Origin of the sequence: Clostridium aromativorans, assembly GCF_020908015.1 — a bacterium.
Lineage (GTDB): Bacteria > Bacillota > Clostridia > Clostridiales > Clostridiaceae > Clostridium_B > Clostridium_B aromativorans.
On record NZ_JAJJPB010000031.1, the window covers coordinates 20270 to 30972 of the forward strand.

9 protein-coding genes are annotated in these 10703 nt (G+C 33.1%); 1 reads left to right on the forward strand and 8 read right to left on the reverse strand.

All coding sequences use genetic code 11. The annotated features are described in order from the left end of the window. Nucleotides 1–43 precede the first annotated feature (43 nt). The 8 genes from LN736_RS16385 to LN736_RS16420 all read right to left on the reverse strand — a co-directional run bounded on the left by LN736_RS16385 (nt 44) and on the right by LN736_RS16420 (nt 10246). The gene (locus LN736_RS16385; RefSeq protein WP_229982013.1) at nt 44–1003 is read right to left on the reverse strand and encodes a helix-turn-helix domain-containing protein; all 960 of its coding nucleotides are present in this window, start codon (nt 1001–1003) and stop codon (nt 44–46) included. Between the two features lie 545 nt (nt 1004–1548). Next, on the reverse strand, nt 1549–2487 hold the full coding sequence (locus tag LN736_RS16390; protein ID WP_229982014.1) for a diacylglycerol kinase catalytic domain-containing protein: 939 nt from the start codon (nt 2485–2487) through the stop codon (nt 1549–1551). A 2-nt stretch (nt 2488–2489) separates the two neighbouring features. Further along, nucleotides 2490–3506, reverse strand: a complete 1017-nt coding sequence (locus tag LN736_RS16395) for an SPFH domain-containing protein (RefSeq protein ID WP_179977288.1) — start codon at nt 3504–3506, stop codon at nt 2490–2492. 28 nt (nt 3507–3534) lie between these two features. Continuing rightward, a complete protein-coding gene (locus LN736_RS16400) occupies nt 3535–4440 on the reverse strand; it encodes an NUDIX hydrolase (protein ID WP_179978276.1) in 906 nt (301 codons plus the stop codon). A 702-nt stretch (nt 4441–5142) separates the two neighbouring features. Beyond that, nucleotides 5143–5916 (reverse strand): epoxyqueuosine reductase, encoded by a 774-nt coding sequence (locus tag LN736_RS16405; protein WP_179977287.1) that lies wholly within the window; start codon nt 5914–5916, stop codon nt 5143–5145. 1346 nt (nt 5917–7262) lie between these two features. Further along, nucleotides 7263–8192, reverse strand: coding sequence for a DUF2935 domain-containing protein (locus LN736_RS16410; protein ID WP_179977284.1), 930 nt, complete (start codon nt 8190–8192; stop codon nt 7263–7265). 558 nt (nt 8193–8750) lie between these two features. Continuing rightward, nucleotides 8751–9395: an FAD-dependent oxidoreductase gene (locus tag LN736_RS16415; RefSeq protein WP_326839095.1), complete on the reverse strand. Its 645-nt coding sequence runs from the start codon at nt 9393–9395 to the stop codon at nt 8751–8753. A 311-nt stretch (nt 9396–9706) separates the two neighbouring features. Continuing rightward, entirely contained in the window at nt 9707–10246 is a 540-nt protein-coding gene (locus LN736_RS16420; protein ID WP_229982016.1) for a CDP-alcohol phosphatidyltransferase family protein, read from the reverse strand. Between the two features lie 108 nt (nt 10247–10354). Here LN736_RS16420 and LN736_RS16425 point away from each other — a divergent pair, with 108 nt between their 5' ends. Next, entirely contained in the window at nt 10355–10438 is an 84-nt protein-coding gene (locus tag LN736_RS16425; RefSeq protein WP_229982018.1) for a putative holin-like toxin, read from the forward strand. Nucleotides 10439–10703: the final 265 nt, after the last annotated feature.

The window sequence follows — 10703 nt, forward strand, 5'->3', positions numbered from 1 at the left end:
TTATGTCTTCACCTTCTACTCTATTCAGACCCCGATGCTCCATTTAGACATTTTTTCGATATATGCTGGGATTTATCCCAATCACCTCTTTAAATGCCTTTGAAAATTTGCTCGCATTGTTATATCCAAGGCATACTGCAATATCATTGATCTCCCTGCCGGTGTTTTTCAAAAGCTCCACTGCCTTCTGCATTTTATATGTCCTTATAAAAGAATATATACTGTCTCCATACATTTCTTTAAATACAAGTTTCATGGTGGTAAGTGGAATTTTGAATTGTGATGACAGTTCATCCAAAGTAACTTTTTCAGAAAGATCCACTGTTAAATATTTTTTTATCTTCTTCACTGTATCCACCTGCTTTTTCGGGTAGTACCGTTTGCTCTGCTTCAATTCTTCTTCCTCCAAACTGCTTAAGAAAAGGAGAATTTCTAAAACCTTCACTTTGTAATATCCTTTTCTTATCTTCTCAGACACTGAATACAATTCAGAAAAAATATGGTGTATACTTTGATTTTCCCTTATTATTAAAAAATTTTCATTATTTCCGAAAAATTTACTCTTCAATTTTGACAGATCAACTGAAACTTCATCTAAAATACAGGACAAACACTCGGGTACTTTATCAAAATCCAGAGCAACGGTAATTCCATGAAAGTGACTCAATGGAAAATAAGAGCTTTTATTTACACTGAATTTTCGATTTATTGCAAGACTGCCTCTAGAAAGATACAAATACTCTCCTTTTCTGCTTTCACACTCAATTATCCCTTCCCTGCAGTGATTGATTTCCAAAATATTTTTTGGAGGTTCTACATCAACGCTTACAAATTGTGCATGAACGTCATTATAAATCAGCTCAATACCGGGAAATACCGAATAACTCGTCATAACGGCACTGCCTGTAGGATTGTCAATTTTATAAATTGCACAGTCTTTATCTTTTTTGATCACACATACCTGACTTCCATATAATTGCTTATCTCTATCTGTTACATACACAATACCACCTCACATATCAAGTGATTCTTAGGTTCAGATGGAGTTTGCTTATAAGGAATACTTTTCTCCACCTGAACCTTATTAACAGTATTCTTAGTGTCTTCAGCACTTAGAATACGTTATCCTTTAGGGGCAGAACTTATCCAATGGCTGCCAGTTCTAAACCTCCCAGTTTACAACTGATAGGTTAAGTACTGTTACGCCACTGGATTGGCTCTTCTAAGGTTCTTGAAAAAGATTTTTCTCATAAGCAAATTACTGCGAACCTAAGGATCACCTTATCCAGGCGCATAGCAGTGCTTATCTTCCACTTTGAGAAGTTGGAAGTATTAACAATGATAGCGTTCGGATAAAATATATACATAGATTGATAATAATTCTCATTATCAATCTATAGAAATAATAATACTCTTCATATCTCAAACAGTCAATAATAAAAAGCTCTCATAATTTTTATCCTATCGTAGAAGACCCTTATGCTTTCATAATATATATTTGAAGTAACATATAATAATACCAGCTTGTTTCATATAATTAGTAGGTATTTATACAACCAGATGACCCTTCTTTTCGGCAACCGTAATCGTCGCTTCTATGCCGGAATTAAACTGGATATAGTCGCTTTCAATACCGTCACTGAATATAACTCCGTTTTCAGGCATCTGGGAGGATATCTTCAGTGGACACTTTTTCGTTATCCTTCCAAAAACCATATCTGCTTTTGAAATCCAGCTGGGAAAAGGTTCACGTACGGAAAAATACAAATAATCAATATTCCAATCAACCTTTTTTTGCTGCTGCAGCTGTTCTCTTCCATTGGATACCTGTTTTGCAATATTCATGGCACCGGTAAGTATGCTTTTTAGCCAGCCAGTTGATCCAAGTCCCGTGGATACGATAACTCCGCTGGAGGATTGATATTCATGCTGATCTCCCAGCTGAATATGATATCTGGAGGACACATGGGTTTTCTGCCCGATGAAAAGATCATTAACAGCATAGAGCACCTGTCCGTCATTTAAAGACGCCTTTGCCATGGATACCTCCTTAATCCTTCTCTTTGAATTGAATACCTCCGGAACAACCAGTTTCAGATCCTCCACCTTAAAGGGCAGCAGCACACCCTCCCACCTATAAGGATCAGGATTTACAGCAATGAGCTGCTGCTTTGAAAGATATTTCAAGGTATTTGCCACAAGGCCATCCTGCCCTACTGCCACTACCACATCATCGTCACCAAATATGAAATTAGGCACATAGTCCCTGTCCACAATTTGCAGCCTGCCCAGAAGCTCCAGCTGATTCTGGGCAGAAATCAGTGCTTTTTTATACAGCCTATCTTCCTCTACATAGTCTGAAAAATCACCTCCAAGATGTTCAATATAAAATTTCGCCTGTGCAGCAGTATTGTATCTAGCAATAAGTTCTTCAAAGCGGGTCTTTCTCTTTACAAGAATTATTTTGTTTTCAGTGAGTCTTTCCATAGTCAATTTCTCCCCTTAGCAATTTCCTGAAGCAAATCAGGTGATATATTCAGTTGGCCAATTTTTCCGGCATTTCCTGCCAGTTCCTGAAAGGCCACCGCCATAAGCTTATCAGGCTGCATTCCGACATTTGCAAGAGATTGTATCACATCAGGATTCATACCTTCAAATGCTTTCATTACAACAGACAATTCATAAGCTCTTGCATCGGCTCGGGTCTTTAAGTTCTGAGTGCTGAGCTTGATAAGCTCCTTTCTCTTTTCCTCCAAGGCAGTTTCAAAATTCATCTTTTCCTCTTTAAGCTGATTTTGTTTCTGCTGGACAATCCTCTCGGTATCCAGCTGGGTTTCTCTAACCTGTTTTTTCTTGTTTTCAACTGCGATTTCCGTATTGTACTCATTTTGTTTTACACATCTTTCCTGTTCAATGGAAGCATTCCGCCTTGCATAGATGGCTTCATCTGCCTCTTTTAAAATCTGTTCCCTTTCCTGTGCCTCCAAAGCTCTTGCAGTTTCTTTATTGGGAAGAACAGCCAATATGGAGACACTGAGAATTTCAATACCCAGAAGATCTATCTCCTCATTCTCCTTAATTTTGTCTAGTATGCCTCTGGCAAGTAGCTGGCTGGATCTGATGGCCTCTTTAAGCTGCAGATTCTCAAGGAGCTTTTTAGCCAGCACTCTCACAATATTTATCACCTTCTGCGATAACTTTTTAGGATCCTCCGAAACATACCCCTTTCCCTTAATATCAAGAGTGTAGTTTAGAAGTTTTGCAATTTTCTTCTGCTCAACTATCCTGAATGTAATCTGCCCTTGCACGGTGACAGTCTGAAAATCCGAAGTAACTTCCTCAAAAATAAAGGGTACATCCATACTGCCTACGGGAACAAGTACAATTGAAGTAATGGGAACATAGTAGTAAAAGGATATGCCTGCACCTTCTTTTACTATTTTCCCATTTCTGTATTTTAAAACATACTCACTTGGCTGAAATTTTATAAATCTAAATCCAAACATAAATAACCCTCCCAATTCATTTTGATATTCACATGTATTTCCAATTTGGATTAAACCTGTACAGCTTTGAAGGCCTGTGCCCTGCACTTTTTGAAAATTCATTTGTTTCAATAACCTTGCCTGATATCTTTCTCCTAAAGGCTGCAGCAAGGAGTTCCCTGCCCAGTATTATCTCATATACCTGTTGAAGTTCTGACAGAGTAAACCGCTCCGGCATAAGATTAAAAACTATGTCCGTATATTCTATCTTGTTTCTAAGTCTTTCAATGGCATATTCAATGATCTTTGCATGATCAAATGCAATCCCCCTGGAATTTACAATCTCTCTCTTAACACTTGCCGATCTCCCCCTGCGCCTTTCAGTAATTTTTACAACAGCTTCCAAAGTATCCTCCTCACTTGAAAAAATGATTTTAACCGATTTTTCAAACACAAATTCCTTTTCCAGAACAGTTTTCTTCTCTTCAAACATCTCGAATTTAACATCAAACCACCTGGCATCATCCGCATCATCTCCGGCTTTTATATCAAACAAACTGCCGTCCACCAATGCCATATAGGAGCAGCTTACAACTCTCCACCTGGGATCTCTCTTTACATCGCCCCAGGTATAGAGCTGTTCCATATAAATGTCCTCCACATTGGTTTCGGTTTTCAATTCCCTATTGGCAGCCTCATCAATGCTTTCATCTACCGACACAAATCCTCCCGGAAGTGCCCACTGTCCTATAAAAGGATGATCTGCCCTCTTAACAAGAAGTAATTTCATTGATTTCCCTGAAAGTTTCCTGTAATTTTCCTCTTTCTTGTCCTTCACGGTGAAAATCAACATATCCACCGTTATAGACGGCCTTTCATATTCATTAATATCATACTTCTGCAAAAATGCTTCTTCCGTAAGCCCCTGCTTGTTTTTAAGCTTCTTCTTATCTATTTTTACCGCCTCTCTATCATATTATATTTTTGTTATTATCATTTTGTTATTAACACTTTATCATTAATTGCACTGATTGTCAATATAATTTTAGCATTTTAAGGATATATTTTTCTGGTATGCTTGAATTTGTAATTATACTAGAAAGTAAGAAATTCCTTTTTAGGCGCCTTCCCCAAATAACCTGAAGTTTCTCCCTGAAGATCCTAAGGTAACAAAGATAATACAGATATTTAGATTTGAAAAAATAGGCACCATCATCACCGTATCCTACTTTTTACAGTGACAATAGTGCCTATATTTTGCTAATTATGTGGAATTATTATTTAGTTTTCTTAAATCGTATATTATCTAAAATTAGGATAATTTATGAGAGTATAGACTTTAAAAAAATTCTTAGCTTTTTAGGAAGCTTACCACATATTACATAACCAATAAAAGTAAATCCTATTAAAGCAATAATTGTAATAACCCAATCTGCTAATGAATTCTTAACATTAATTTTTCCAAAATAACATAATAGCAAATAGCTAAAACCTTGCTAATTCGAAATAATTTCAAATTACGTAAAGATTGACTGAAGCTAAAATTATGCTGTCTCAACTCTACAAATTTGGAATTTATCATAATGCAGGAGAATATACGGTTATATGTTATTTTAATGATGATTACTTTGCTAAAATTTTACATTTTACCCTTTAACTATTTAGTTAGCTTTTTTACCGGATTTACTATTGAGCAAGGGACATTAACTAAACATTTACCACAAATATCAGTTAATTCAATATCTGAATAAAAGTTATCATTATACAAGCACATTTCATAGCACTTGTTTCTATCAAAATAATTAACTTTTAAAGCATTATTTACACATCTATCCGTGCATTTTTTACATATATTCATATACTTATATAAGCAATTTTCTTGATTTTGTCTTTTAGTTGGTTGTATCTCTAATTCAGTTACAAAACTGCCAATTCGCCCGCAGCATCCTTTATCAGTAATTAGCATATTATTTAATCCGAATTTGCCTAATCCTGCAATAAAAGCAACATGTCTTTGTGACCAATCACTAATCAATTTTTTATTATTAAAGTTGTATGTTGGTGGTATGCTACTGGATTTATAGCCCAATTTTTGCAGTTTATTTACAATAAAAGCATTTAAATCCAATATTAATTTATTTGTTTCTATATATGATACTGCCCATTTTCTAGAACATTCCTTTCCTTCTACATTACTTTTAACAACATCTTTATTAAATGGTATAAAATAAGCTGCCACCGTTTTTGCTTCAGGCAAAAAGTCCCTGGGCATTGCATGAGACTGGCTTACTACACTTTTAAGTTTATAAAACATTTCATCTTCTGCATCTGCATATGCTATTAAGGGCTCTTCCCATTTGGTTTGAATGTTTTTCTCTTTTGAGTAATTTTTTAAAAATTGTTTTATGGCCACATCTATTTTATTATCCATTTTTCCCCCATAATATTTAAGATAATGTAAATTAATTTATAAATAGATTATACCATTTTATACAATACCCCGTACTTTATTAACAGTATTCTTAGTGTCTTCAGCACTTAGAATACGTTATCCTTTAGGGGCAGAACTTATCCAATGGCTGCCAGTTCTAAACCTCCCAGGTTAAGTACTGTTACGCCACTGGATTGGCTCTTCTAAGGTTCTTGAAAAAGATTTTTCTCATAAGCAAATTACTGCGAACCTAAGAATCACCTTATCCAGGCGCATAGCAGTGCTTATCTCCCACTTTGAGAAAAGCAAATGTCCCAAATCTTTGATTTGATGACAGTCGCTTTCACAGAGTGCGCTGGAAGTATTAGCAATGATAGCGTTCGGATAAAATATATACATAGATTGATAATAATTCTCATTATCAATCTATAGAAATAATAATACTCTTCATATCTCAAACAGTCAATAATAAAAAGCCCTCCATGATTTTTATTGAACATCCACCTTGGCTAAGCAGCCCTCTATACAACGTATATATAAGGATGTATACTAGAAGCATAATCAATTTATTAGAATTAGCTTGTGCTAATCCATATAAATTAAAATAGGAAAAGAGTTTGCAAATGAATAAAATATTAAAATTATGGAATTTGATAAAATCCAAGTTCCTATATTTACTGCTGATTTTATCTGTAATACCCAGGTTATTATACGCAAATAAATTATATCCCGCCGATATGATTTTTATAGTTTTAGTTATAGTACAGTTTATACTTACATATATGCAATTTAACACCATGAAATACAGCAAAAAGAAAGCATTGATTTCCCTTGCATTCTGCATGGCATTGAGTGTAATACTCCTGCTTTTAAATTCAAACAACAATTTCATATTATTTTATTATTTTTTCATATCCAATGTTTTACGATGAAGCAATAGATAATGAATACTATGATACATGTGAAGATGATACAGATATAAGTACCAATTCAGGTTACAGGCAGCAAGGAGGTTATGGAAGACCACCTAGACGTAGACGCAGGCGTAGAAGACGTAGACGCAGAAGGCCCTTCTTGGTGCCATTCGTATTTCCAATTTTCTTGGATCAATTTGATGATGACTATTGGGAATAATAGTAAAATTTTATAAATTCTAAAAGCAAATAAGCATCGATCTTATACTAATGCTTATTTGTTGTCTTATTGTGACTCGCTTACCCCGGAGCCATGGATATATCAAAAGAGGATTTGTAATATCCTCTTTTTTACAATATTTTTATATTACATTCTGAAAAATTTCAATTTTTGCTTAATTCCTAATATTTTTGTTATATACCAATATTTTACTATACCTCTGCTTTCTTAAATATTTTTAATAATCTCAAATAGTGATTTGCTTCTCGTAAAACATGGTCACCTAATAACGGTATTATTATGGATTTAATTTTACAATTTACTAATCCTTGTGTACCTTGTGCTTTAAATCTGCTAATTTCTATAGTTGCTTTAAGACTATTATCTGTTACTTCTGAAATTGGTATTGTCTTATCCATAGCTTCTTTCGCTTCTTTTGTCAATTTATCAAACTCATTTCCGAAATTATTTGCAGTATTTATAAGTTCATTTTCAGTTGGATCAAGAAGTCCACGAATAAATTTTGAATGTTCGGCCATAATTCTATTCCAGAAAGCTTCTTGCTTATAAGCCTCCATTTCCAAGTTCATATCCTCACGATTTTGAAGTTTTTGAACCAACTTATGATACAACTTTGCTTCTCTTAAAATGTGGTCTATAAGTAAAGGATAATTACTTGTAAATATTTTACATGATATAACTGCTGATAATATCCTGGACTTAAACTGTATCAAAACTGAAATAAGCTTCATAGCTCTTTGATTAAGCATGAACACTCTTTGTTCAAATATAGGGTTAACCATCATTAAATCATTACACATCAATGCTGCTTCTGCCTTCGTCAAATTAGTTAAAATGCTTATTCCTGTAAAATATGCTGAGGCCTCTTCAGCTTCTAATGTAAATGGGGTTATTACTTCACCAGACTGTAATACACTACAGCTAACAACACCATTAGAAAGAGTTATTGTATCCGCTAAAAGTCTATCAAACTCCATTCTAATCCTATCTGCTTTAAGTATAAGATTTGAGTTTTTTTGTGTAAAACCTACTTCCAGAAAGAATGAATGCTCTTTCATAATCCTTGCGAAAAAGAGATGTAATCCCAAAGATTGCCGTACAAATTCAATACTAGATAACATAGTTTACCTTTCTTAATATAATAATTACTTACCTCAATTATTATATTGATTCTATGAATAAACTGTTACTATTAAATAAATACATTCATATTAATTCACCTCAACTATGTCACATACTATTACATGTTCCTCCCTGCCAAAGAAAACCATTTTATTGCTCCTTCATATCCTGCAGCAGTCATAACAGCAAAAGTTTTCGGCAATTACATTGGCAAATCTTCTTTTCCATAATAATAAATATGTGCCCTAACATCCCTCAATCATCCAAATTTCAACATGATTGTCAGTTCCGGTAGTATTACTGCAAAAAGTGTAAGTTTCAATTATTTCAGTTTGGATTGGTAGTGTTATATTTAAGTATTCTTTTTTAATTTTTTCTACCCTATAATTATTGATCCCAGGGAAAATAAACATTAGACTCAGAAAACAAATGACTGGAATTATAATGATAACACTCAGAAAACTTACCAGCATAAAACTTGTCAGTTTGGTACTTGTGGGGATTTAGAATTAAAAAGAGTATATGATAATTAATTGGTCATATACTCTATATTATATTTATAATTTTAAAGCAGCTTCATAACCTTCTTTAGTAGCAACTAAAGCATTGCCAGCTTTAACTGCACTACCTACTACATATACTTCATCACATATTGATTTTGCAATGTCTTCTAATGGATTATAAGCTTTATATCCAAATGCTGATACAACCGTAGTTGCTGGTATAGTAATTTTATTACCTTCAACATCTTTATAAGATATACTGTTTTCTGTAATAGAGTTTACAGTTGCATTAGTAATGATCTTAATTTGTTGTTCCACCATTCTTTGAACCAATACAACCCTGTTTGGAGGTACTATATCGCTTAAAATTTGTGGTTTCATTTCAAGAATAGTAACATCTCTATTAGTTTGTGAAATAAACTCTGCAGTTTCTCCACCAACTTCTCCACCACCACAAACAACAACTGGACCTTGTGGAAGATGAATATTTCCATATAATACATCTTCAGCAGTGTAAACATTCTTGCAATCAATTCCTGAAATTGGAGGTGTTAAAGGTTTCGATCCTGTAGCAACAATAATAGCATCATAATAACGATATTTTCCATCACCTTTGCGTTTAGGTGTAATAACACCTAATTTTTCATAATATCTAATCATTTGATCTGATATATCTAATATTTTTGATACATCTCCAATTTATTATTTTTTTTTGCTACCTTAACATATAAAAAGTCTTTTGCTAATTTTAGATATATTTCTTCATAATTATTATCCATGCTATGACCCTACCTTCTTAAAAATTTATATATGAACAATTGCTACTAATTCGTCAATAAACTCTTCTATAGATTCATTTATGCCAAATTATCTCCAACGATAATATAACCTAATAAAAACTCTGCTTTTGCAAATTCAATCTTCATTATACAAATTTCTCTCTCCCAATATGAATTTTCTTGGTCATAATTCACTAATTATGTGTTTTTTCTTCAAGATGAGTTTTTATTTCATCTTTCTCTATCTTGGAATATACTTTTTCTGTTTATTTGAAGTTCACTTGATGTCAGCTGAATAATTAACTCCTCAATTGCTGATATACTTGCCACAGCACAAATTATATAAATTAACATATTTGTGTCAATATAAAGAAACAGTATTGGAAATACAAATAAAAATATCCCGGTGATTTTATTTCCATAAGTATGAATGCTTGCAAAAGTTTTATATTTTTTCAAAGCCACAACCATAGATATCAATCTAATAGCAGCAATTGAAATAATCCAAATGACTATTTCAATTGCAGGATTTATGATTGGATAAAATATAAATAATAATACAAAAGCCACTACCATATCAGCTATGGAATCAAGCTTTGCTCCAAATCTGCTTGTCGTCTTTGTCTTTCTGGCAATAAACCCATCAATAATATCACTGAATCCACAAATAATATATATTGCATAAAAGGCTATACCTAAAGAATTAACAAAAACTAGAATTATAGATAAAACTATTCTACTAACGGATATGTAATTTGCTATTGATTTCATCTTATCATCACCTGAATACTAGCAATTTCTATTATGTTCAACATATTCAATTATGGTTCCAACTAAATGTTTTACAATCAAATTCATTCCCAGAGTAACAGCATTTTAATGTTACTATTTCAAAGTGGTTTATTCTTAATATCACTATTAACATTAATAGTTTTACTTATAGAAAAAATCTCAAAAAAATAGTAGCCCCGACTCGCAATTGGACGCTACTATTTTTTATTTTAAAATTAGTGATACCAGTTGCCTAAGCAACTAGATTGTACACTACAGGATGTTACCAGCATCCTGTTTTTATTTTCCCTCTTTGTATTTATATTATAACACATTTTACAATTTAAAATCATATTTCATAAAATTTTTGTCACAGTAAAAATTTATATGGCGCAGATTTTCCCTCAATATGAATACTCTTCCTTTTTTATTATGGGCGGAAACTGTCCCTTGTATT